The sequence below is a fragment of the Streptomyces sp. NPDC043685 genome (assembly GCF_056436585.1).
Genome location: NZ_JBWKCH010000003.1, coordinates 767,415 through 791,223 on the forward strand (window position 1 = coordinate 767,415; position 23,809 = coordinate 791,223).

Annotated in this window: 20 protein-coding genes; 13 read left to right on the forward strand and 7 right to left on the reverse strand. The window is 72.7% G+C overall.

Features of this window, described 5'->3' with window-relative positions:
* Entirely contained in the window at positions 1–1,494 is a 1,494-nt protein-coding gene (locus AC0665_RS12555; RefSeq protein WP_478704962.1) for a DEAD/DEAH box helicase, read from the forward strand.
* 111 nt (positions 1,495–1,605) lie between these two features.
* Positions 1,606–1,914 carry an SCO5918 family protein gene (locus AC0665_RS12560; RefSeq protein WP_478704963.1) on the forward strand — a complete coding sequence of 103 codons (309 nt, stop codon included), beginning with the start codon at positions 1,606–1,608 and terminating at the stop codon, positions 1,912–1,914.
* Between the two features lie 161 nt (positions 1,915–2,075).
* Here the strand turns inward: AC0665_RS12560 and AC0665_RS12565 are convergent, their stop codons facing one another.
* A complete protein-coding gene (locus AC0665_RS12565; protein ID WP_468404463.1) occupies positions 2,076–3,761 on the reverse strand; it encodes a ribonuclease J in 1,686 nt (561 codons plus the stop codon).
* A gap of 136 nt (positions 3,762–3,897) precedes the next feature.
* Here AC0665_RS12565 and AC0665_RS12570 point away from each other — a divergent pair, with 136 nt between their 5' ends.
* On the forward strand, positions 3,898–4,638 hold the full coding sequence (locus tag AC0665_RS12570) for an SDR family NAD(P)-dependent oxidoreductase (RefSeq protein WP_478704964.1): 741 nt from the start codon (positions 3,898–3,900) through the stop codon (positions 4,636–4,638).
* Between the two features lie 38 nt (positions 4,639–4,676).
* On the opposite strand, the gene AC0665_RS12575 is transcribed toward AC0665_RS12570, so the two are convergent.
* Positions 4,677–5,372 carry a GAF and ANTAR domain-containing protein gene (locus AC0665_RS12575; protein WP_478704965.1) on the reverse strand — a complete coding sequence of 232 codons (696 nt, stop codon included), beginning with the start codon at positions 5,370–5,372 and terminating at the stop codon, positions 4,677–4,679.
* A 152-nt stretch (positions 5,373–5,524) separates the two neighbouring features.
* Here AC0665_RS12575 and AC0665_RS12580 point away from each other — a divergent pair, with 152 nt between their 5' ends.
* The 8 genes from AC0665_RS12580 to AC0665_RS12615 all read left to right on the forward strand — a co-directional run bounded on the left by AC0665_RS12580 (position 5,525) and on the right by AC0665_RS12615 (position 17,322).
* Entirely contained in the window at positions 5,525–6,391 is an 867-nt protein-coding gene (locus tag AC0665_RS12580; protein ID WP_478704966.1) for an endonuclease/exonuclease/phosphatase family protein, read from the forward strand.
* Between the two features lie 304 nt (positions 6,392–6,695).
* A complete protein-coding gene (locus AC0665_RS12585) occupies positions 6,696–8,414 on the forward strand; it encodes a PP2C family protein-serine/threonine phosphatase (protein ID WP_468404471.1) in 1,719 nt (572 codons plus the stop codon).
* 177 nt (positions 8,415–8,591) lie between these two features.
* Entirely contained in the window at positions 8,592–9,578 is a 987-nt protein-coding gene (locus AC0665_RS12590; RefSeq protein ID WP_478704967.1) for a hypothetical protein, read from the forward strand.
* Positions 9,579–9,832: 254 nt separating this feature from the next.
* A complete protein-coding gene (locus AC0665_RS12595) occupies positions 9,833–11,689 on the forward strand; it encodes an HSP90 family protein (RefSeq protein ID WP_478704968.1) in 1,857 nt (618 codons plus the stop codon).
* A 2-nt stretch (positions 11,690–11,691) separates the two neighbouring features.
* Complete coding sequence (locus AC0665_RS12600; protein ID WP_478704969.1) at positions 11,692–14,631, forward strand: hypothetical protein; 2,940 nt, start codon at positions 11,692–11,694, stop codon at positions 14,629–14,631.
* A gap of 233 nt (positions 14,632–14,864) precedes the next feature.
* Positions 14,865–15,386: a GNAT family N-acetyltransferase gene (locus AC0665_RS12605; protein ID WP_478704970.1), complete on the forward strand. Its 522-nt coding sequence runs from the start codon at positions 14,865–14,867 to the stop codon at positions 15,384–15,386.
* Positions 15,387–15,437: 51 nt separating this feature from the next.
* Positions 15,438–15,974, forward strand: coding sequence for a P-loop NTPase family protein (locus tag AC0665_RS12610; protein WP_478704971.1), 537 nt, complete (start codon positions 15,438–15,440; stop codon positions 15,972–15,974).
* A gap of 190 nt (positions 15,975–16,164) precedes the next feature.
* A complete protein-coding gene (locus AC0665_RS12615; protein ID WP_478704972.1) occupies positions 16,165–17,322 on the forward strand; it encodes a Rieske 2Fe-2S domain-containing protein in 1,158 nt (385 codons plus the stop codon).
* Between the two features lie 24 nt (positions 17,323–17,346).
* Here the strand turns inward: AC0665_RS12615 and AC0665_RS12620 are convergent, their stop codons facing one another.
* A complete protein-coding gene (locus AC0665_RS12620; protein WP_468404485.1) occupies positions 17,347–18,186 on the reverse strand; it encodes an alpha/beta fold hydrolase in 840 nt (279 codons plus the stop codon).
* 63 nt (positions 18,187–18,249) lie between these two features.
* Between AC0665_RS12620 and AC0665_RS12625 the strand changes: the two genes are divergently transcribed.
* Positions 18,250–18,729, forward strand: a complete 480-nt coding sequence (locus AC0665_RS12625) for a MarR family winged helix-turn-helix transcriptional regulator (RefSeq protein ID WP_478704973.1) — start codon at positions 18,250–18,252, stop codon at positions 18,727–18,729.
* A gap of 23 nt (positions 18,730–18,752) precedes the next feature.
* Here the strand turns inward: AC0665_RS12625 and AC0665_RS12630 are convergent, their stop codons facing one another.
* From AC0665_RS12630 to proP, 3 genes are all read right to left on the reverse strand, one after another.
* Entirely contained in the window at positions 18,753–19,061 is a 309-nt protein-coding gene (locus AC0665_RS12630; RefSeq protein WP_468404489.1) for a hypothetical protein, read from the reverse strand.
* A gap of 6 nt (positions 19,062–19,067) precedes the next feature.
* Positions 19,068–19,481: an SRPBCC family protein gene (locus tag AC0665_RS12635; RefSeq protein WP_478704974.1), complete on the reverse strand. Its 414-nt coding sequence runs from the start codon at positions 19,479–19,481 to the stop codon at positions 19,068–19,070.
* 105 nt (positions 19,482–19,586) lie between these two features.
* The gene (gene proP, locus AC0665_RS12640) at positions 19,587–21,083 is read right to left on the reverse strand and encodes a glycine betaine/L-proline transporter ProP (RefSeq protein ID WP_468404493.1); all 1,497 of its coding nucleotides are present in this window, start codon (positions 21,081–21,083) and stop codon (positions 19,587–19,589) included.
* 234 nt (positions 21,084–21,317) lie between these two features.
* Between proP and AC0665_RS12645 the strand changes: the two genes are divergently transcribed.
* On the forward strand, positions 21,318–22,832 hold the full coding sequence (locus AC0665_RS12645) for an MFS transporter (protein ID WP_478704975.1): 1,515 nt from the start codon (positions 21,318–21,320) through the stop codon (positions 22,830–22,832).
* 124 nt (positions 22,833–22,956) lie between these two features.
* Here the strand turns inward: AC0665_RS12645 and AC0665_RS12650 are convergent, their stop codons facing one another.
* Entirely contained in the window at positions 22,957–23,781 is an 825-nt protein-coding gene (locus AC0665_RS12650) for an RCC1 domain-containing protein (protein ID WP_478605617.1), read from the reverse strand.
* Positions 23,782–23,809 lie beyond the last annotated feature (28 nt).

Genomic DNA, 23,809 nt, shown 5'->3' on the forward strand with positions numbered 1-23,809 from the left:
ATGAACCGCACGTACACGAACGACCGCCCCGCCCGCACCCGTGACGGCCGTACCGATTCCGGAAGGGCCGGCAGCGGCTACGGCTCGCAGGCACCGCGCCGTACCGGCGGGCCCGTCCGCTCCGGCGGTTACGGCCGTCGGCCCGCCGCGGTGCAGGGTGAGTTCGCGCTGCCCAGGACGATCACCCCCGCGCTGCCCGCCGTCGAGGACTTCGCCGATCTCGACATGCCCGAGCAGCTCCTGGCCGAACTCCGGCGGCAGGGTGTGACCGTTCCGTTCCCCATCCAGGGAGCGACGCTGCCGAACTCCCTGGCGGGCCGTGACGTGCTGGGCCGCGGGCGCACCGGTTCCGGCAAGACCCTCGCCTTCGGCCTCGCCCTGCTCGCCCGCACCGCAGGCCAGCGTGCCGAGCCCCGCCAGCCGCTGGGGCTGATCCTCGTCCCCACGCGTGAGCTGGCACAGCAGGTGACCGACGCGCTGACCCCGTACGCCCGCTCCGTGCGGCTGCGGCTGGCCACGGTGGTGGGCGGCATGTCCATCGGCAGGCAGGCCGGCGCGCTGCGCGGTGGAGCCGAGGTTGTCGTCGCGACACCGGGGCGGCTCAAGGACCTCATCGACCGCGGCGACTGCCGGTTGAACCACGTGGGCATCACGGTGCTGGACGAGGCCGACCAGATGGCCGACATGGGGTTCATGCCCCAGGTCACCGCGCTGCTCGACCAAGTGCGCCCGGAGGGACAGCGGATGCTGTTCTCCGCCACCCTGGACCGTAACGTCGACCTCCTGGTGCGCCGCTATCTGACCGACCCCGTCGTGCACTCGGTCGACCCGTCGGCCGGTGCGGTCACGACGATGGAGCACCACGTCCTGCACGTCCACGGCGCCGACAAGCACGCCGCCACGACCGAGATCGCCGCCCGTGACGGCCGCGTGATCATGTTCCTGGACACCAAGCACGCCGTCGACCGGCTGACCCAGGACCTCCTCGACAGCGGGGTGCGGGCCGCCGCGCTGCACGGCGGCAAGTCGCAGCCGCAGCGCACCCGCACGCTGGCGCAGTTCAAGACGGGGCACGTCACCGTGCTGGTGGCGACCAACGTCGCGGCGCGCGGCATCCACGTCGACAACCTCGACCTCGTCGTCAACGTCGATCCGCCGACCGACCACAAGGACTACCTCCACCGCGGCGGCCGTACCGCACGCGCCGGTGAGTCCGGCAGCGTCGTCACCCTGGTCACGCCGAACCAGCGCCGAGGCATGGTCCGTCTGATGTCGGACGCCGGAATCCGGCCGCAGACCACCCAGGTCCGCTCGGGCGACGAGGCCCTGAGCCGGATCACCGGCGCCCAGGCCCCGTCCGGCATCCCGGTGGTCATCACCGCACCGGTGGTCGAACGCCCCAAGCGCAGCGCCACCTCCCGAGGTCGCCGCCGCCCCACCTCCGCGACCAGGCGCACCCCCGCACGCCAGTCCGGCTTCGGCCCGGTGGCCTAGAACCCTCGTGGTCAGGAAGCGGCAAGGCAGCGCCCTGGGCCTCCTCGCCCTCTCCTGCCCGAACACCTGGCCCCTGCCCGGACCGTTCTTCTCTTCTCTCTGTGAGGCCACATGCGCTGCGTCATCGCCCGCTTCCCCTTCGAGCTCACCAAGGGCGGTGTGCTGGAATCGATGAAGGGCGTCAAGCCCGAACCGGTCACCGGCCAGTCGGTGATCATCGGCCGCCGCCACTACCCCGTCAAGCAGGTCGGCCAGGTCATCACGCGCCAGGACCGCCGTGACTTCAGCGCCGCCGAAGTCCTGCGGGCCATGGCGCAACTCGGCTTCACCTGCCGCGTCGCACCCCAGGCAGCGCCCCAGGAGGATCTCAGCCCGATGCAGCAGGCTTCCGCGATGCTCGGCACCCCCGTCACGGTCTGACCGGGTCAACAGACACGAGCCGGCACCTGAGCAGCAGTGTGGGCCCGACCGGCGTACCGGTCGGGCCCACACTGTGTGCGGCCGGTTCCCGTCGGCGTCGGTCAGCCCTCGCACATACCTGACGTTGCGAGGGCTGACCCATCACCTCCCCGGCCCGTGGCTCATGCGTCGATGATGACGGGGATGATGAGGGGCTTGCGGCGGTGGGTGCGGAAGGCCCAGTTCGCCACGGCGCGGGCGAGGAGCTGTTCGAGTTGGCGCGCGTCCCCGACGCCTTCCTCGGCCGCGGTGGCCAGGGTCTTCTCGATGACGGGGATGACGGGCTCGAAGGTGGCGTCGTCGTGGACGAAGCCGCGGGCCAGGAAGTCGGGGGCCTCGGCGAGGGCGCCGGTGTCCGCGTCGACGATGGCCACCACCGTGACCACGCCTTCCTCCGCGAGGGTGAGGCGGTCCTTCAGGGACGCTTCGGTGGCGCCGCCGACTTCCATTCCGTCCACGTAGACGTTGCCGGCGGGGACCTTGCCGGTGATGGACGCGCGCCCGTCGACGAGGTCGACGACGACGCCGTCCTCGGCGATGACGACACGGTCGGGGTCGACACCGGTACGGATGGCGAGGTCGCCGTTGGCCCGCAGGTGGCGCCATTCGCCGTGTACGGGCATGACGTTGCGGGGCTTGACGATGTTGTAGCAGTAGACGAGTTCGCCCGCGCTGGCGTGCCCGGAGACGTGCACCTTGGCGTTGCCCTTGTGGACGACGTGGGCGCCCCACCGGGTCAGTCCGTTGATCACCCGGTAGATGGCGTTCTCGTTGCCGGGGATGAGGGAACTGGCGAGAAGGACGGTGTCGCCCTTGCCGATGCGGATCATGTGGTCGCGGTTGGCCATCCGCGACAGCGCGGCCATCGGTTCGCCCTGGGAGCCGGTGCACACCAGAGTGACCTTGTGATCCGGGAGCTTCTCCAGCTCCTTCGTGCTCACGACCAGGCCGGACGGGACCTTCAGATAGCCCAGGTCGCGGGCGATGCCCATGTTGCGGACCATGGAACGGCCGACGAAGGCGACCTTGCGGCCGTGCTGGTGGGCGGCGTCCAGAACCTGCTGGATGCGGTGCACATGGCTGGCGAAGCTGGAGACGATGACCCGTCGCGGCGCCGTGCGCATCACCTGCTCGATCGCCGGGTTCAGCTCACGCTCGGAGGTGGTGAAGCCGGGCACCTCGGCGTTGGTGGAGTCGGTGAGGAACAGGTCCACGCCCTCCTCGCCGAGCCGGGCGAAGGCGCGCAGATCGGTGATGCGGTCGTCGAGGGGGAACTGGTCCATCTTGAAGTCGCCGGTGTGCAGCACCATGCCGGCGCCGGTGCGGATCGCGACCGCGAGGCTGTCCGGGATGGAGTGGTTGACCGCCACGAACTCGAGGTCGAAGGGTCCGAAGCCGCGCCGGTCGCTCTCCCGGACCCGCACCGTGCGCGGCCGGATGCCGTGTTCCTTGAGCTTGGCCTCCAGGAACGCCAGCGTCAGCTTGGAGCCGACGACGGGGATGTCGCGCCGTTCGCGCAGGAGGTACGGCACGCCGCCGATGTGGTCCTCGTGGCCATGGGTGAGGACGATGCCCACGATGTCGTCCAGCCGGTCCCGGATCGAGGTGAAGTCCGGCAGGATCACGTCCACGCCGGGCTGGGTCTCCTCGGGGAACAGCACGCCGCAGTCGACGATGAGCAGCTTGCCGGCGTATTCGAAGACGGTCATGTTGCGGCCGATCTCACCCAGGCCGCCCAGGGCGATGACCCGCAGACCTCCTTCGGGAAGGGGAGGGGCGGCTTTCAGTTCGGGGTGCGGGTGACTCATACCCTGACGGTACCCGGAGTTAGGGGCGGCATGATCCGTTGCCCGTGTTCTCCCTGGGGCAGCGGGTGAAACGGCGAGGCCCCGCCGGGGAACGTCCGCTCTGCCGCCGGGCACCGGCGTGGCAGGATCCGGCGGCATGGAGTTCGAACAAGCGGATCAGCCCGTGGCCCTGGTCACCGGATCCACCTCGGGCATCGGAGAGGCCGTCGCCCGGCGGCTGGCGGCGGACGGGATGCGCGTCGTCGTGCACTCGCGGCGCAGCACCGAGGCCGGAGAGGCCCTGGCGGCGGAGCTCGGCGGGACGTACGTACAGGCGGATCTGGCCGAGGAGGAAGAGGCCCGGGCACTGGTCGAGACGGCTCTCGACCGGTGCGGACGGCTCGACGTGCTGGTGAACAACGCCGGCATCAGTTGGCCCATCCCGCACGACGACCTTGCCGCGGCGACACCGGCGGACTGGCGGCACCTGCTGGAGGTCAACCTGATCGCGCCGTGGGTGCTGTGCACCGCGGCCGTTCCGGCGCTGCGCCGCTCCCCGGCGGGCGGCAGCATCGTGAACATCACCAGCCACGCCGGCGTCCGGCCCAAGGGCTCCTCGGTGCCGTACGCGGCGAGCAAGGCCGCGCTCAACCACGTGACCCGGCTGCTCGCCGCCGCGCTCGGGCCCCAGGTGCGGGTGAACGCGGTGGCGCCGGGGCTGGTGGACACGCCCATGACGAAGGACTGGACCCAGGCGCACGAACTGTGGCGGGAGCGCGCCCCCATGCGTCGCCCGGCCCGCCCCGACGACGTGGCCGACCTCGTGGCCACGCTCGTCGCCGGCACCTATCTCACCGGCGAGGTCGTCGTCCTGGACGGCGGGCTGAACCTGACCTGAGGGCGGCGCCGGCGCGCGCCGCGGAGGGGCCGGGCTGATCACGCCCGATCGCCGGTGCGCTTGTCCCTGATCCGCTGGGCGACGTCGCGCAGCTTGACGTTGTGGTGCTGGGAGATGTTGCGCAGCACGCTGAAGGCGTCGTCCTCGCTCATCCCGTGCCGCTCCATGAGGATCCCCATGGCCTCACCGATGGCGTGCCGGGTCTCCAGGGCGTGTTCGAGCTGGTCGATGGTGCGGGCGTCCGCGAGGGCGACGGCGGCGTGCGAGGCCAGCAGCCAGCCGGCGGTGGCGTTCTCCTCGGTGAAGACACCCGGCCGGCGGGAGTACAGGTTGAGCGCGCCGAAGTCCTCGTCGTGCGTGTAGAGCAGGACCCCGGTCATGCTGCCGATGCCCAGGCCGCGGGCGGCCTCGGCGTACCGCGGCCAGTCCGGCTGGGGCAGGGTCATGTCCTTGATCCGGAACACGCGGTCCTCGTCGGCGCGACGGGCCAGATCGAAGCACGGCCCCTCGCCCAGTTCGCCCTGGATGCGGTCGGACTCCTCGACCATGTCCCCGTACGAGGACACGGTGACGGCACGGCCCTTGCGCACCGCGAGGATCCCGGCCGCGTCACAGCCCTCCACCAGCTTCACGGCCGACGCCGCGATCTCGTCCAGCGTCTGCTGCACCGAGTCCTGCTTCAGCAAGGTCCGCGCGAGCACGGCCATGTCCTCGGCGAACTTCTGCCACTCCATGTGCCACCGCCCGTGTCGATCATCGATCCGCCCACCCTACGCACAGCCTGACCCCTCACCGGCGAAGGCGCCAGGGCCGGGTCCCGTGTCCGGGAGGGCACCGCGCGCGGGGTCCACAGCCGCGTCCCATAACCTCGTGCGGGAGACGTCGGGTGTTCCACCGTGGGGAGGCGAAGGTGCTCGGAAGCGGCACGGGCGCACGGTTGCTCGCGGGCGCCCTTGCGGCGCTCTGCGTGGTGCTGGTCGGCCCCAGTGCCCCGAGCGGCGCCCTCTACGCCGGGGGACGGCCCGCCGTAGCCGCCCGGGACGCCGTACCGAACCGGGTCATGACGTGGAACCTCTGCAACCCCTGCGACACCAGCGACGTGGACCGGGCCGCGGAGATCGCCGCGTACGCGCCCCAGGTCATCGGCGTGCAGGAAGCGTGCGTGCGCGACGTCGAGAGGATCCGGGAGTACCTGGAGAACCTCCACGGACTGGTCTACCGCGTCGAGTACGGGACCGTACTGCGCAAATGGGGCCGCTGCGGCGGCGCGCCGTGGAACCCGGGGGCCTACGGGCAGGCGATCCTCTCGGCCGCTGCGATGACGGACCCCGTCACCGTGGAGTACCCCGACGGCGGGTCCGAGGACCGTGGCTACATGGCGGTCACCACCACGGTCGGCGGCCGGTCCGTGCGGGTCTTCAACACCCATCTCGCCCAGCGACGCCAGGAAACGGTCCGGGACAAGCAGACGCGCGTGCTCGCCGCGGAGGTCGCCCGGCACGACCGCGCGATCCTGCTCGGCGACTTCAACGCCGTGCCGGACGCCCCCGAGCTCGGCCGGATCTGGGCCCTGGCCACCGACGCGGATCCGCAGTGCCGTCCCTCGCCCACCGGGACCTGCCTGCCGACCACCGACTGGCAGAGCAAATTCGACTACGTCTTCCTGCGCGGCATCACCCCGCTCGGACACCGGGTGCTGCCGAGCCCGTACTCGGACCACCACCCCCTGTACGCCGATCTGGACCTGACGTGAGCGGACGCCCCGGGTTCTCCGGGCCGCTGCCGGGTTCCGCCGCCCGGCACGAACCGGCTCCGCCGAGCTGACCGCCGCCGCACTCGTCGACCTGCTCACGGAGAGCGGGAACGCGCGTGCGGTCTCGACCTCCCAGGACCGCCCGAATCGGCGAAACCGCAGGTCAGCGACTCGGACGGGCGGCCGGAAGGGGGCGCTCCGACCGTACGACGTGGAATTTACGCTCGTAGGGGCATACGGGGAGGGCAAGCAAGCAGGGCATGCCGGCGAGCGGGACGCCGGCCCGAGGAGCAGGGAGGCCGCGATGACGGGGCCGCAGCACACGGACGCCGTTCACGGGCCGTCCGTGTCGACAGCGTCCATCGCGCTGACCGGGTCTCTGGAAGCCATCGGCACCGGCGCCTACGTCGTGGACGAGCAGGGCTGCATCATCGCCGTGAACGCCCGCGCCGAGCACCTGCTGGGCCTGCCCGCGCAGGACATGATCGGGCACGACGCGCACGACCTGCTGCACCGCGGCCCGCAGGGGCAGCTCCTGCCCCGCACCCAGTGCGCCATGCGGCAGGCGTTCCACGCCGGTCGCACCGCCCAGGCCGACGAGGACTACTTCGCCTGCTCCGACGGCTCCCTGCTGCGCATCTCCTGGCTGATCACGCCGTACGACGTCGACGGCCGGCCCGGCGGCACGCTCGTGGTGTTCCACACGCCCGGCCGTCCGCAGGCCGGCGAGCCGCACCGGGAACCGGTGGCCCAGCCGCTGTCGGAACTGCACCGGCTGGCCCTGCTGGCCGAGACCACCGCGCAGCTGACCTCGACGCTCGACGTCGAGGAGGCGCTCCGGCGCCTGGTGAGCCTGGTGCTGCCCCGCCTCGCGGACTGGGCGGTGATCGACCTGATCACCGAGCGGGACGAGGTGTGGCGAACCGTCGTGGTCCACGCCGACGGGGACAAGCTCGTCCACCACGAGGACCTCCAAGGCCCCATGCCGCCGATCCCGGAGGAATCGCCGATGCCGCTGTCCAGGGCCCTGCGCGGTGTCGCCTCCAACCTGGCCGGGCCGCAGACCTACCAGGGGGCACCGGACTCCGGCATCGCGGTCGAGCAGCGACGCCTGTTCGACGTCACCGGCATGCACTCCGCGGCCATCGCGCCCATCCGCAGCACCCGCTCGGTCCTCGGAGCCCTGACCCTCGGCCGCGACGAGAACCCGGCGGCCTTCACGTCCGTGGACCTCCCCCTCATCGAGGACATCGCACGCCGTGCCGGTCTCGCCCTGGACAACGCCCGCCTCTACCAGCGCCAGCGCAAGGTGGCCGAGACCATGCAGAACCATCTGCTGCCCCAGATGCCGGGCGTCGAGGGCCTGCAGATGACCGTCCGCTACCTGCCCGCGCCCGACGCGTCACAGGTCGGCGGCGACTGGTACGACGCCTTCGCGCTGTCCGACGCGTCGACGGCCCTGGCCATCGGAGACGTCGTCGGTCACGACCTGGAGGCGGCGGCCGGCATGGCGCAGGTCCGCAACATGCTCCGCGCCTACGCCTGGTCCCAGCACGAACCCCCCAGCCGGATCGTCGAACGGCTCGACGAGGCGATCCAGCACATCACCGACGTCACCATGGCCACCACGATCTTCGCCCGGGTCGAACCGGCCGACGACGGCGACTGGCGACTGTCCTGGACCAACGCCGGCCACCCGCCGCCGCTGCTGATCAGCCGGGACGGCCTGGCCCGCTACCTCACCGACGGCCACGGCATCCTCCTGGGCACCCAGACGGGCACCCGGCGCCCCGACGCCACCGCGCTGCTCCCGCCCGGCTCCACCCTGGTGCTCTACACGGACGGCCTCGTCGAAGCGCCCCGCCGCAGCCTCGACGAGGGCCTGGACCTGCTGCGCCAGCACGCCGCCGCCCTCGCACACCGCCCCCTGACCTCCTTCACCGACCAACTCCTGCGCCGCGTCCGGCCCGCCGGCAACGACGACGACGTGGCCCTCCTGGCGGTACGGGTGCCCGAGGGCTGAGCAGCCCCTGCGACATCGGTGTGCGTGTCGCTCGCCCTTGCGCGGCGACCCGCGGGCGGTGCCCTCCCCGTGGGCGTACGACCTCGTGAAGTCGCGGTGAAAACCCGGTGGAGGGTGTGTCGGTGGGCCCCCTTATGCTGCACCGGACGATCACGCGGGACCAGGGGAGGGCGCGGCATGTTCGGCAAGCTGTTCGGCAGGGGTGCGGAGAGACCGGCGGCGGATCCGCACGTCCTTCCGGCGCCGCGCAGGCAGAAGAACGGGATGTACACGCTGCGCGCGCTCGGGGACACACGGGTGCTCGCGCTGGTCGAGGCCGCCGACGCCGGGGACTGGGAGGCGGTCAAGGCGGCGCTGCCCCCCTTCGACCTCGGCCGTGACCGCCGGGTTCTGGCGGAGCTCGCCGACTTGGACGGCGTGCAGGACTGGATCGGCCGGGCCGTCGAGGACGACAAGGAACACCGGGCGACCGCCCTGCTGATATCCGGGGCCCGTCACATCACCTGGGGCTGGGAGGCGCGTACCGCCGAACGCGCCGTGAACGTCACGCGGGAGCAGTGGCGGGTCTTCCACGAGCGGCTCGAGATCGCCGAGGAGCAGCTGCTGGAGGCCGCGGAACTGCGGCCGGAATGGGTCACCCCCTGGTGCCACCTCCTCACCTCCGGCCGCGGCATGTCGCTGGACCGCGCCGTGAACGAGACCCGCCGCGACGCCGCCCTGCGCCGTGACCCGCTGAACCTGGACGCCCACCTCGGATGGCTGTCGCAGCTCCAGCCGCGCTGGGGCGGGAAGCCGGGGCAGGCCCTGGCGTTCGCCCAGGACGCGTTCTCCCGGGCCCCGCAGGGGCATCCCCTCGGCTGTGTGATCGCCATGGCGTACATCGAGGAGTGGGTCGAGGCGGAGCGCGGGGACTACCTCGTCACCTCCGAGATCCAGGCGCAGTTGCGCGAGGCGGCCGACCACAGCATCCTCCACCCCGCCTATGTGTGGCGCCCGGGCTGGCAGCACGACTTCAACATGTTCGCCATGGCCCTGTCCCTGTCCGGTGAGCGCCACACGGTGCGCCGCGTCTTCCAGACGCTGGACGGCGCCTACACCCCATGGCCCTGGACGTACTTCGCCGAGCCCGAGAAGCAGTTCGCCCGAGCGCACCGCCGAGCCTGAGCAGCGACCCGCGACCCGCGAACAGTGAGCCACAAGCCGCGAGCCGAGGGCGCGCGGGTCCGGGCGACCGGTCCGGCCGAGCCGGGTTTGGGCGTACAAGTTCCAGCACCCGTGCCGGGACCGCGTCGGAACCACCCCGGCCCGCCGCTCACACCCGAGCCGCACACGCCCCTCCCCGCCCGGCCCCCGTCGGCCCCGCGCCGCCCCACCGTCATTCCCACACGCCGCCATCCATCCCACCCCCGGACTGCCTCATGACTCTCCCCGACACCGCCCCGACCTCGCCCGGCGCCGACCGCACCTTCCAGGTGGACCTGCGCGGCCTCGTCGATCTCCTCTCCCACCACCTCTACTCCAGCCCGCGCGTGTACCTGCGCGAACTGATGCAGAACGCGGTGGACGCGCTGACCGCCCGGCACACCCTCGAACCGGCCGCCCCCACCGGCGCGTTCGGTGTCCGTCTGTACGCCGACGGCTCGGTCGTACGCGTCGAGGACGACGGCGTCGGACTCACCGAGGCCGATGTGCACAGCTTCCTCGCCACCATCGGCCGCAGCAGCAAGCGGGCCGACCGGATCGCCGAGCAACGCGGGGACTTCATCGGGCAGTTCGGCATCGGCCTGCTCTCCTGCTTTCTCGTGGCGGACGAGATCCACGTCCTGAGCCGCTCCGCCCGCACCCCCGACGCACCCGCCGTCGAGTGGCGGGGCCGCGGCGACGGCAGCTACAGCGTCCGCACCCTGCCCGCCACCGCCCGGCCCCGGCCGGGCACCACCGTCACGCTGACCCCGCGCGCCGACGCGGGGGAGTGGACCCGCCCGGCGCAGGTGCACGCGCTGGCACGCCACTTCGGCTCGCTCCTCCGCCACCCGGTGACCTTCGACGACGGCACGGGCGGCACCGGCGGCACGGCCACGTCCGTCAACCCCGAGCCCGCCCCCTGGGCGCGCGCCTACCCCACACCGGGGGCCCGCTCCCGCGCGCTGGCCGCGTACGGCGAGGAGGTCTTCGGCTTCAAGCCGCTGGACACCATCGAACTGGACCTGCCGGCCGTGGGCCTCAAGGGCATCGCCTGTGTGCTGCCCGAGACGGTGCCGGCCGGGCGCCGCCACGGCCACCGCGTGCACGTCAAGGGCATGCTGCTGTCCGAGCAGGCCGAGGAGATCCTGCCCGAGTGGGCGTTCTTCGTCCGCTGCGTCGTCGACGCGGAGAGCCTGCGCCCGACGGCGTCCCGCGAGTCCCTCTACGAGGACGACACCCTCGCCGCCGTCCGCGACGCCCTCGCCGAGCGGCTGCGCGACTGGATCGCCCGGGCCGCCGCCAGCGACCCGGAGCTGCTGCACCGCTTCCTCCAGGCCCACCACCTGGCCGTGAAGTCGCTCGCGGTGCACGACGACGAGATCCTGCGGATGCTGCTGCCCTGGCTGCCGTTCGAGACCACCGACGGGCACACCACCCTCGACGAGTTCGCCCGCACCCACCGCACCGTGCTCGTCACGTCGAGCGTGGAGGAGTTCCGGCAGGTCGCGGCGATCGCCTCGGCCGCCGGGCTCGGCGTCGTCAACGGCGGCTACACCTACGACCGCGAACTGGTCCACCGGCTGCCCGAGATCAGGCCCGAGGCCACCGTCGCCGACCTCGACCCGGCCACCCTCACCGCCCACCTCGACCCCGTCGACCGCGAGACGGAACTCGCCGCCGCGGCCTACCTCGCCCAGGCCCGTGACGCCCTCGCCGTCTTCGACTGCGACGTCGCGCTGCGCACCTTCCAGCCCGTCTCCGCGCCCGCCCTGCTCATCGACAGCCGCGAGGCCCGGCACGAACGCACCCGCTCCCAGCTCGCCCGGGAGCAGGAGGGCGGCCTGTGGGGCGACATCCTCGGCGCCCTGCGCCAGGAGGCACCGCGGGCCCAGCTGATCCTCAACCAGCTCAACCCGCTGGTCCGCACGGCCGTCTCGATCGACGAGCCCGAACTGGCCCGCACCAGCGCCGAAGCCCTCTACGGGCAGGCCGCGATGCTGTCCCGGCGCCCGCTCAGGCCCGCCGAGTCGAGCCTCATCAACCGCTCCTTCCTCGACCTCCTCGCCCACGCCCTCCGCAAGGACAGCTGACGATGCCCACCGCGTCCCACCCCCAGACCACCGACGAGCTGTACCAGGCGCTCCAGGAGAACGACCGGCGCCCCTACGGCCGCACCCGCACCGTCACCGCCGAGGAACTCGTCGACGCCGCCGAACAGTTCGGGGAGCCCCTGCCGCTCGTCCGCGCGCTCTTCGAGCTCCAGGAGGCGTACACCTACGGCTCCGAGCCCCGGAAGTCACCCGTCGTCTTCGCCCGGCTGCTCACCCTGTTCGACGAGCAGCCCGACGTCTTCGACGACCGGCTGCGCCACATGCTCTTCTGGCGGTTCAAGTGGGTGGGCCACGCCCTGCGCCAGCTGCCCGAGATCCCGCTGGCCAGCCTGCGCCAGTGGCTGAAGGAGATGCGCGACCGCTACGAGAAGGCCGGCCTCGGCCTCCACCCCTACTACGGGCAGGCGTACCAGCTCGCCGCCCACGTGGGCGAGGACACCACCCTCGCCTACGAGTTGTGGGCGGGCCGCACCCGTACCCGGCTCAGCGACTGCGAGGCCTGCGAGATCTGCGAGCGGGCCCTGCACCACCTCACCGCCGGTGACGACGAGCGCGCCCTGCGCGCCTGGGAGCCGGTCCTGGCCGGCAAGGAGTCCTGCCAGGAGGAGCCGGCCCGCTCCATGTCCTACGCGCTGCTGCCCCTGCTGCGCAGTGGCAAAGCCGACCGGGCCCGTGAACTGCACCTCGCCGGCTACCGGGGCTGCCGCCGCAACCCCTCGATGTCCGGGGAGGTCGGCCGTCACCTGGAGTTCTGCGCGCTGACCGGCAACGAGGCACGCGGCCTGGAACTGCTCGCCGAGAACCGGAGCCTGTTCGACGAGGTCGACTCGCCGCTGGACCAGTTCGACTTCCTCACCGGCGTGGAGGTCCTCCTCCAGCGTGTCGAGCTCCTCGGGCACGGCGACCTGCCCGCTGCCGGGTACGCCGGACGCACCTGGACCGTGACCGGGCTGCGCGCGGAGGTGCGCGGCCGCGCCGACGACCTCGCCGCCCGCTTCGACGCCCGCAACGGCACCACGGCCCACGCTGACCGCCGCCGCACCCGACTGGACCGCGCCCCGCTCCTGGACGCCCTGGAGCTGACCCTGCGCACCCGCGGCCTCGACGAGGTGGCCCCGGCCGCCCCGCTCCCCGCGCCCGCCCCCCGCACGGCCCCGGCCGTCCCCGAGACGCTGTCCGAACTCATCCTGAAGGCGAGAGAGTTGGACGAGCAGGGCCACCCGGACGCGACGGCCTGCTGGGCGCGGCTGCGCACGCTCGTCGCCGCCCGCGACTACGCCCACCCCGACGACCCGGCCGTGGGCCCGCTTGTGCGGCTGCGCGCGGACCTGCTCGCCGACGAGGCGAACAAGGCGCACGAGAAGGACGAGTACACCGACGCCGCCGCCCTCCACGAGGAGGCCGCCGGCCTGTACGACGACGCCGGCGCACCGGGGCACGCGGCGATCGCCCGTGCCGGCGTCCTGCTCGCCACGGCCGAGATCCCCGCCGAAGGCGCCGACGGACCCGAGGCCAGGGCCGCCGCACTGACCGCCGCCCACGCCCACGTGGTGCGTCTGCAGGAGGAGACACCCGGCCTCACCCCGTATCAGGAGGCCCGTCTGCTGCGGCTGCGGGCGACCGCGCTCGCCCTCCGCCTGCAGACCACGGGCAGCGAGGAGCACGTCAAGCCGGTCTTCGCCGAGGCGGACCTGCTGGGCGCCTTCGCCTCCCGGCACGACCTCGCCGGGCAGTTCTCCGGCGCCCGGCTGCTGCGGGTCACCGCCCACGCCATCGCCGGCGACCTGCCCGCCGCGGTCACCGAGGCCGACGCGCTGCTCGAGCACCTCAGGGCGCACGGCCCCGCCTGGCACCTGCCCCGCACGCTCGGACTGCGCGGCCGGGTCCAGCTCGTCCTCCACGAACCCGAGGCCGCCTACAGCGACCTGTCCGAGGGGCTGCGCCTGGCCGCCGAGTGGCCGGCCGACGCCGTCGGCACCACGCGCCTGCACGCCGACCTGGCCGAGACCTGCATGCGCCTGGGCCGTCCCGACGAGGCGCTGCGGCACCTGACGCGCTCGGCCGAGCTTGACCTGCGCGGCGGCAACCGCACCGACGCGTTCTGTACGTACAGCAACGCCGCGCAGCTCAGCCTCGACCTGGGCCGTGTCGAGGACTGCATCGCCCTGCTCGACTCCCTGCTGGCCGAACCCGACGTCGTCGCCGGAGAGCTGGACGACCGGCTTGTCGCCCAGCTGCGTCTGACCCGCGCCCGCGCGCTGCACGCGGGGGAGGACCTCAAGGCGGCCACGGCGGAGTTCATCGCCCTCGCGGCCGAGTCGGCCGGCTGGGACGACGACCCGGGCAGCCACGCCGTGATCGCCGCGGAGACGGCCCTACTCCTCGCCGAGTCCGGCGAGTTCGGTCGAGCCCGGGAGGCAGCCGACCAGGCGCTCGCCGCGCACGCCCGGGACCCGCGCTACGAGTTCGTCAGCAACTCCCTGCGTGAGATCGCCCGCCTCCAGGCGCAGCAGCAGGGCTCCGACGGCCTGCCCGCCGCCCTCGCACTGCTCGCGGACGCCGGCCGGATCGCCGACGAGGCCCGCGCCGCCGGGTACCAGGCCCACGGCCGTTCCCTGGACACCGCCCTGGCCTACGAACACGGGCGGGTCAACGCCTACGCCGGGGAGTACGAGGACGCGCTGGCCGCCCTGGACAAGGCGCTCGGCCTGCTCGGTGAGCCGGGCCGGGACGACGACCGCGTCGGCGAGTGGGCCGAGTGCGTCCGCCTCGCGGGTGTGGTGGAGGGTCTCTACCTGGAACGTCCCGCGCCCGCCCTCACGCGTCTGGACGCGGCGATCGTCCGGCTGACCGCTCTCGGGCACACGGACGAGACGGAGTCACTGACCGCCTTGGCCGCCCGGCTGCGCGACGAGGAGTGACACCCGAGGCCCGGGGCGGGGGCGGGGACGGACCACCGCCCCCGCCCCGGGCCTTCATCCGGATCGTCCGCTCCGCGTGCCCCGCGGTGCGGGTCAGCGGCGGTGACCCGCTGGGTGCGTCTGTCCAGGCGCACCGCACGGCTCCGGCACCCGTGACCTGCGCCGACGGTGCCCTCGGCGATATTCGCTGGTCGCCGGCCCCGGGCGGCGCCCATACTGACGCGGTGCATCCGGTGACTCTCACGACCGAGCGGTTGATCCTGCGGCCCTTCGAGCCGGGCGACGTGGACGCCGTGTACGAAGCCTGCCAGGACGAGGACATCCGGTTCTACACGCCGGTCCCCGTGCCCTTCGAACGCCGGGACGCCGAGAAGCAAGTGCTCGAGGAGTGGCCCGAGGCCTGGGCCACCGACAAGGACTACGTCCTCGGAGCCTTCCGCAAGGACACCTCGCACCTCGTCGGTTCCCACTGCCTCACCAAGGTGAGCCGGGGCGTGTACGAACTGGGCTTCTGGGCCGTCAAGGAGCAGCGCGGCCGGGGCTATGCGGTGGAAGCGGCGCGGGCGCTGTGCGACTGGGGGTGGGCCACGCTCGACGCCCACCGCATCGAGTGGTGGGCCATGACCGGGAACACCGGCTCACGCGCCGTCGCCGAGCGCCTTGGCTTCACCCTCGAGGGAACACTGCGCCGACGCGGCATCGCCAACGACGGAAAGCCCCACGACTGGTGGGTCGGCGGGATGGTACGGCCCTGACATGGCCCGTGCGACGAGGCGGGACACGCACGCCGACGCCGAGGCGGCCGGTTGAGGACCGGGAGCGAGGAGACCCGGCTCGTGCTCCTGCGGGGGAACAGCGGGTCGGGGAAGTCGTCCGTGGCGGACGGGATCCGTGAGCGGTTCGGGCGGGGGCTGGCACTGGTCGGGCAGGACAATCTGCGCCGGGTCGTGCTGCGGGAGAGGGACCGGCCGGGGGCGGTGAACATCGGTCTGATCGACCTGACGGCCCGTTACGCCCTGGACGCCGGGTACCACGTCGTGGTCGAAGGGATCCTGTACGCCGACCACTACGGCGAGATGCTCACCCGGCTGCGGGCCGACCACCGCGGCCCGACCCACGCCTACTACCTGCACGTGCCCTTCGGGGAGACCCTCCTGCGCCATGCCACCAAGCCGATCGCGCACGAGGTCGGTGAGGCACAACTGCGGGACTGGTACCGGGAACGGGATCTGCTGCCCGGCGGCATCGAGACCGTCATCGGCGCGGAGAGCACCCTGCGGGAGACCGTGGACCGCGTCATGGCCGACACCGGGTTGGCCGGCCTGCCCTCCCTCGACCGCTAGGCCGTGTCCGCATCCGGCCGGCCGCGGGCGTACGGCCGCTTCCGAGGTCACCCGTCCGTACGCGCTGGGCAGGGCGTGAGCGGCGCGCCGCGACCAGGATGGGCGGTGCCCGGGCGTCCGGACCGGCAGCCCGGTGCTGCCCGATGTGACGCGCCTGGCCGTCGCCGCCCGTACCGCGCGAGGGAGAGGTATGACCGAGACCGACGAGGCCGGGACCTTCTCTGCCGGGGCCGACTGGCCCTCGGAGCACCGCGACCCGGTCACCGGCATGATCGACCTCCGGCGCGTCGGCGCGCACCCGGACTTCTGGTATCCCGTCGCCCTGTCGAAGGACGTGCGCTCCAAGGGGACGTTCGCGACGGCGTTCGCCGGTGAGCGCATCGCGCTGTACCGCGGCGCGAGCGGCACCGTGTACGCGCTGGAGGACCGCTGCGCCCACCGGCAGGTGCCGCTGAGCATGGGCGTCGTGGAGGGCGAGGCCCTGCGCTGCTGCTATCACGCCTGGGCCTATCGCGGTGACGGCCGCATCTCGCAGATCCCGTACCTGGCCAAGGGCGACGGCAGGCCGCCGCGCGGCGTGCGCGGCTACCCCGTCCGCGAGGCGTACGGCCTGGTGTTCGCCTTCCCCGGCGACCCCGACGAGGCGGCCGTCACCCCGCTGCCGGACCTGCCGGCGTTCGGCTCACCGCGCTACAGCACGATGACCTACTCCCGGACCGTGCGCTGCCACTACTCGTTCATGCACGAGAACCTGCTCGACATGAACCACCAGTTCCTGCACCGGGGCGTGGTCGGCAGACTCCACCCCGAACTGCTCGACCACCGGACCGACGAGCGGTCGGTGGAGGCCAGATACCTGTTCCGCCACACCGGCGGCAAGCGCAACCGCGGGGCCAGCCTGCTGGCCTCGGAGGGCCTCGGCGGCAGCGACTCCCGGGACGTCATGACGATCCGCACCGAGTACCCGTACCAGACCCTCGACCTGGTCCCGGAGAACGCGGAGCGGCCCGCCTTCCGCCTCTGGGTCGCCTACGTGCCCGAGGACGCCGAGCAGCGCAGGTGCCACACCTTCGGCCTGCTGATGATCGAGAAACCGCGGATCCCGGGTGTGTTGCGCCTGGCCCGGCCGCTCATCAGGCGCTTCACCGAGCGCGTGTTCGCCGAGGACCGCATGGCCGTGGAGGCCGAGCAGCGGGCCTGGGACGAACAGGGCGAGGACCGCAACCGCGAGGTGTTCTCGCTGATCCTTGACGTCCGCGAGGTGCTGCGCACCAACGGCGTCCCCATCCGGCCCCGGGCCACCGCGTGCGGCGCCGCCTCGCTCTGCGACGGCCGGGGGCGCGGCTGACCCGGGCGGCGGGCCCGCCGGTCCTCAGGCCAGGAACTCCGTCAACAGCCGGTTCAGCTCGGCGGGTTGTTCGGTGGGGAGCGAATGGTGGGAGGCGCCGGGCAGGGTGACCACGCGCGCCCCGGGCAGGAGGCGGCGTGCCGCGGTCGCCGCGCGTCGCGGGTCGTGGGCCCGGCTCCGTTCGGCAAGGACCACCAGGGCCGGGACGGCGCAGTCCGCCAGCTCCCGCGCCGCGGGGCGCCGCATGGCGACCACCTTCGACCGGCGGGCGGTCGCGGTGCTGCCCAGGAACGCCTGCCAGACCGGGTCCTCGGGTTCACGGCCGGTTTCCCACCGGTGGAACGCGCGCACCCGCTGCGGGGTGGGCCTCAGCAGCATCGGCAGCGCGCGGGCGAGGTAGCGAGGACTCATGCCCGAGAAGCAGCCGACCGGGTCGAGCAGCGCGAGCCTGCCGAGCCTGCGGGGCGCGCGCAGTGCGTGGGTGAGGGCGATCCAGGCCCCGTAGGAGTGCCCGCACAGGTGGGCGCCGTCCAGGTCCAGCTCGTCGAAGAGGGCGTCGAGCCAGGCCGACAGGTCGGCGGCGCCCCGCAGCGGTGCTCCGTCGTGCACGCTGCGGCCGATGTCGCCCATCAGGTCGACGGCGTACACCCGGTGAGCGGGCGCCAGGGCCCCGACGGTGGCGAACCAGGCCACCGAGGTGGCGCCGCCGCCGGGCAGCAGCACGAGCGGCACCCCGTCCTCGCGCCCACTGATGTGGACGCGGGTGCTGCCGTACGGGGTGGGGACGTCGACGCCGCGCACGTCCACGGGCCACCGTCGCAGCACCGCCTCGTACGCGTCGAAGAAGGCTGCCTGGTCATCCATGTCCCACCCCGTATGACTCGCCTGGCGATATTCTCGACCACCGAGATATTAGGGGAGTGAACCATGGACGACCAGGACCCCGGGCTGCGGCTGGTGCATCTGCTGCGGGCGGTGACGATGGAACTGGACCTGTTCGCAGCCGAGTTCGCCGGTCGGCACGGTCTTCATCCCACGGACGTACGGGCGTTGATCCACCTGCTGGACGCCGGACGGGAGGACGTGCGCGCCACGCCCGGGTGGCTCGGCGCCCAGCTGGGGATCAACTCGGCGTCGACCACGGCCCTGGTCGACCGGCTGGAGCGCCTGGGGCTGGTCCGCAGGGAGCGGGACACACAGGACCGCCGGCGTGTGTTGCTGGTCGTGCGCGAGGAGGCCGTCACTCTCGGCTGGTCCTTCTTCGGGCCGCTGATCCACGAGATGGTCGACTCGATGCGCTCCTTCGACGAAGCGGAACTGGCCGTGGTGCGGCGATTCCTGCTGGCCATGCGCGATGTGGCCGCGGCGGGACGCGGGATCCAGCGGGACGGGCCCGGGGGGCGGTGAGATCAGAGCCGGGGCGCTCGTTCTCATGGCCGGGGGTCGGTGCGATGCCAGCGTGGCCGGGCGTCGGGGCCGCGGCGGCCGGCCACCGAGGCGCAGCGTGGGCACAGGCGCCGTACCCGGTCCGCGGCGCCGCCCGACTCGGGGAAGGTGTCCGGCCAGCCGACGTGCGGGAAGCGGGCCAGCCGGGAGCGGCTGAGGGACAGACCGCAGACCGTCTCGTTGCGTCCCGGCTCCCAGGCGTGCACCTCACCGGAGGGCAGGCGGCGGCGTCCCTCCTCCTCGTCGGTCCACTGCCCGGACGCCGCGACGGCGTACCGCTTCGCGCGGGCCACGGCGGTTCAGCCGGCCGTGTGGTCGGTGTGCGGCCGCACCTGCTCCTCCAGCCTCCGCAGGCTGGTGTCCAGGGCGTCGCCGACGGCCTGCTCGCCCGGATCGTGGCCGTCGTCGAAGAACGACAGGTGCACGGTCACCTCGCTGGCCCCGCTGCCGAGCCCGGCGACCTGGAGCCAGCCCGCGTAGCCGCCCTGCTCGCGGATGCCCCACTCCAGCCGCATCTGGTCCCGCCGGGCGCGCAGCACGGCGGAGGTGTCCTCGTCCGTACGGTCCTCGTGCACGGTGACGGCCGGCAGTTCCCCGGCCCGCACATGCAGGGCGTCCGGCAGCCAGCTGTCCAGCCGGCCGACGTCCGCGGCCTGGTCGAAGACGTGCTCGGGCTGTGCGGGCATCGTTCGGGAGCGTTCGTACTCGGTCATGGCCTCGGGCCTCACCTCGGGGTCGTGTCGCGCACCGCGTTCCCGGCCTGCCCGGGCCCAACCGCGAAAGGCCCCGTCCGCACCGGACGGGGCCTTTCGCGCCGGTCAGAACCGCGGCTGAGGGGACTGCGCCTCGACGAGTTCCCGCGCCTCCGCCTCCGTCTCCACGGACGGCGGGGACCCGGCCAGGGGCTGGTTGGCCGTCTCCCGCATGCACAGCACGGCGATCACGCCGATGGCCGCGGCGCCCATGGCGTAGTACGCCGGCATGAGGGTCGAGTCGAAAGCGCTGATCAAAGCGGTGATCACCAGAGGTGTCGTGCCGCCGAAGACCGAGGTGGCCAGGTTGTAGGCCACCGAGAGCGACCCGTAGCGCACCTGGGTCGGGAATATCGCCGGGAGCGCCGCCGACATCGTGCCGAGCATCGCCACCAGCGAGAGCCCCATCAGCAGCAGGCCGAGGGTGATGAGGACGACGCTGCCCTGCCGGATGAGCAGGAACGACGGCAGCGAGAGAAACAGGAAACCGAGCATCCCCGTCATCAGCAGCGGCTTGCGCCCGAAGCGGTCCGAGAGGCGCCCGACCTGGTTGATGACGCACATCTGGAGCACCATCACGACGAGCAGGATCAGCAGCCCGTGGTTGGTCCCGTAGCCCAGCTCGTCGGACAGGTACGTCGGCATGTACGACAGCAGCATGTAGTCGGTGATGTTGTACGCCGCGACCAGCGCCAGGCACAGTAGCAGCGGCCTCCAGTACCGGGTGAAGATCTTGCCCAGGTCGGCCGCCGCCGACGTCTCCACGGCGTCGGCCGCCTCGCTCGCCTTGGCCTGGCCGCCCTCCAGCTTCTGGAAGGCGGGCGTCTCGTCCAGCTTGAGCCGCAGGTACAGGCCGATGAGGCCGAGCGGGGCCGCGACCAGGAACGGCACACGCCAGCCCCAGGACAGCATCTGGTCCTCGCTCAGGAGCATCTGGAGGACGACGACGAGACCGGAGGCCCCGACGTAGCCGGCGAGGGTGCCGAGCTCCAGGAAACTGCCGAAGAAGCCGCGCCGCTTGTCCGGCGCGTACTCCGCGATGAACGTCGAGGCGCCCCCGTACTCCCCGCCGGTCGAGAAGCCCTGCACCAGCCGGAAGAAGATCAGCAGAGCCGGGGCCCACAGGCCGATGACCGCGTGCGAGGGCACCAGACCGATGGCGAACGTGCCCACCGCCATCATGATCATGGTGAGGGAGAGGATGCGCTTGCGCCCGACCTTGTCCCCGAGCGGGCCGAAGACCATGCCCCCGAGCGGACGCACCAGGAAGGCCACGGCGAAGGTCGCGAAAGAGCCGAGCAACTGGGCCGTGTCGCTGCCCGACGGGAAGAAGACCCTCCCGATGGTCGACGCCAGATAGCTGTAGATGCCGAAGTCGTACCACTCCATCGCGTTGCCGAGGGCGGCGGCCTTGGTGGCGCGCTTGACCGCCGCCTCATCGGTCACCGTGATGTCGCTGCGGCGCAGTTTGGGGTGACGTCGCTTCTCGATCGCCCGGAACAGCACCCGGTGTCGTCTCACCGCCGCGGGATCCACCGACTCGTCGTTGTCGGTCTCCGCCATCACGTGGTCCTTTCGCCGTTCGTACTACCCAGCACGCCTGCGCAGTTCTCACGTGATCAAACGGACCCCTTCGCGCGGCGCCCGGCCGGCCACGGAGCGTGACGCACGGTCGCAAGGGCGAGACGCCGCCGGGGAGCACTCCGGGAGGATTCCGCGGCGGGTGTGCGGCGGGTGTGCGGCCGACCCGGTGGGGAACTTGTTCCGCCGGGTGCGTGCCTGGTGAGAGGAGCCCAAGTGACAGCGTCGGCGGCGGGCGGCCGGAACCAGGGCGGGCAGCAGGACGGCTACCGGCCGGACCCGAACCGGTGGCGGGCCTTGTGGGTCACGCTGGTGGCCGGTTTCATGAGCCTGCTGGACGTGTCGATCGTGGCGGTCGCCCTGCCCACCGTCCAGCGGCAGCTGCACGCCTCAGCGGCCGAGGTGCAGTGGGTGGTGTCCGGCTACGCCCTCTCCTTCGGGCTCGCCCTCGTCACCGCGGGCCGCCTCGGCGACGCCCTGGACCGGCGCCGCATCTTCCTGCTCGCCCTCAGCGGCTTCGTGCTGTGCAGCGCGGCCTGCGGGGCTGCCCCGAACATCACGCTGCTGGTGGTGGCCCGGCTCGCCCAGGGCCTGGCGGCCGGCTTCATGGCACCGCAGAACTCCGCGCTCATCCAGCAGATGTTCCGGGGCGGTGAACGCGGCCGGGCCTTCGGCTTCTTCGGCGCCACCGTCGGCATCTCCTCAGCCGTCGGCCCGCTCGCCGGCGGTCTGATCCTCGCCCTGGCCGACGGCGCCCAGGGCTGGCGCTGGATCTTCTACGTCAACGTCCCCATCGGCATCCTCGCGGTCCTCCTGGGCCGCCACCTGCTGCCCCGCACCCGCCGCTCGGGCAGCGAACACGTCGACCTGCCCGGTGTCCTGCTCCTGGGCCTCGGCGTCCTCGCGCTCATGTATCCGCTGGTCCAGGCGGAGTCCGGGGGCCTCACCCGGCTGTGGTGGATGTTCCTCGTCGGTGCCGCACTGCTCGTCGTCTTCACGCGCTGGCAGCGGCGTCTGGTCGACCGCGGAAGGCAGCCGCTGCTCGACCCACGTCTGTTCACGACCGTGCGCGGCTATGCCATCGGCGCCGGCGTCGGCACGCTCTACTTCATCGGGTTCAGCGGTGTCTGGCTCGTGTTCGCGCTGTTCTACCAGCACGGCCTGGGCTTCAGCCCGCTCCGGTCCGGCCTCGCCGTGACGCCCTTCGCCCTCGGCTCCGCGGTCGGCGCCGCGGTCTCGGGGCGGCTGGTGGACCGGCTCGGCCGCCTGCTCACGGTGGGCGGCCTCACGGGCGTGATCCTCGGACTGGGCGGCACCGCGCTGCTGCTGCGCTTCGCGCCCCTGGACATCGCCCCCTGGCTCGCCGCCCCGGTCCTCTTCCTCGGCGGCGTCGGCGGCGGGTGCGTGATCTCGCCCAACATCACCATGACCCTGCGCGACGTGCCCGTGCACATGGCGGGAGCGGCGGGCGGCGCCCTGCAGACCGGGCAGCGGCTCGGCGCCGCGGTGGGCACCGCCGCCCTGCCCGGCCTCTACTACCTGGTCCTCGGCAGCAGGAGCGACGACTACCGCGGTGCCCTGTTCCTCGCGCTGGTCGCCGGGCTCGCCGGGATGGCCGCGTCCCTGGCCCTCGCGGCGTACGACTGGCGGCGCCACCGGCGTACGGGGGAGGCGCAGCGCCCGTGCCCGGACGACGTCGCCCACCATCCCGTGCACGCCCGGCAGACCTGAGCGATCACCCGGCACGACTGGTCAGCGCGGCGTCGTGCAGCCTCGCCGAGCCCGAGCCCGAGCCACGAGGTCGGGAGGGGCCTTCGAGCTGACCGGCCGGGGAGGGCCGCTCTCTGACCGGACCTCACAGGTCGCACTGTCCGTCGGCATTGTTCCCCGCGGTCACGACTGTGCCGTCGGCACGCAGGCCGAGGGTGTGCGTCGAACCGGCCGCCACGGCGACGATGCCGCGCCAGTCGCCGACGTCGCACTGCCCGTGGCTGTTGTCTCCCGCTGCGAGGACCCGTCCGGACGCAGTCACCCCGACGGTGTGGTAGCTGCCCGCGTCGAGCGCCACCACGTCCTCCCACTCGCCGACCTCGCACGCCCCGGTCGCCCGGTCCCCGGTCGCCACGGGCCGCCCGTCGGTCCTGAGACCGACGGTATGGAGATACCCGGCCGAAACGGCGGCCAGGGCACGCCACCCGTCAACGGCACACTGCCCCCGCCGGTTGTTCCCCGTGGCCAGTGCGGAACCGTCCGACCGGACGCCGACCGAGTGCCAGTCACCACACGAGAGGGCGACCATCTCACGCCAGGACCGCACGTCGCACTGCCCTTCCGAACCCCGGCCAACGGCCAGCACGCGGCCGTCCGTCAGCAGTCCGAGCGTGCGACGCCAACCCGCGGCCACGGCCGTGACGCCCCGCCATTCGGCGACATCACACTGCCCGTCGGCATTCCACCCCGTTGCCAGCACCGTGCCGTCCGACCGGAGCCCCACCGTGTGAGACCTGCCGGTGTTCGAGGCGGTGTGGACATTTCCGGCGGCCACCGAGACGACGTTCTCCCATCGCTCGACCCGGCATTCGCCGGCTGCGTCATTGCCCACGGCGAGAACGGTTCCATCCCGGCGCAGCCCGACCGAATGACGCCTTCCGGCCGCCAGCGCCGCCAGCTCGGCGAGCATTCCACCCCCGGGGGGCTTGGCGAGACGT